This window comes from Streptomyces sp. GbtcB6 (assembly GCF_019091475.1).
In the GTDB taxonomy this organism is placed as follows: Bacteria; Actinomycetota; Actinomycetes; order Streptomycetales; family Streptomycetaceae; genus Streptomyces; species Streptomyces hyaluromycini.
Map to the genome: position 1 here is coordinate 1 of NZ_JAGXJL010000277.1, position 274 is coordinate 274.

Annotated in this window: 1 pseudogene; it reads left to right on the forward strand. The window is 46.0% G+C overall.

Annotated features, from left to right (window positions below):
* Positions 1 to 20: 20 nt before the first annotated feature.
* Positions 21 to 274 (forward strand): annotated as a pseudogene (locus KVT45_RS55345) (carbohydrate ABC transporter permease); the annotation flags it as partial.

A 274-nucleotide genomic window follows, 5' to 3' on the forward strand; every position in this document is an offset into this window, starting at 1 on the left:
GGGCATTGCCGGAGAGGCCGATGATTGAGAATTATACCTTTGCATGGACTGCCGGCAGACTGGGCGTTGCAACATTAAATTCTATTTTTGTCTGTGGAATCACGCTGGTCCTCTGTTTGTTGATAGGCTCTATGGCAGCGTTTGCCATCGGCAGGATGAGATGGAAATTATCGGGCCTCATGATGACTTATTTTCTGACTGGTATGATGATTCCTGTGCACTGTATTTTGATTCCGGTGTTTACCAGATTTTCCAAGATGCATCTGACGAACAG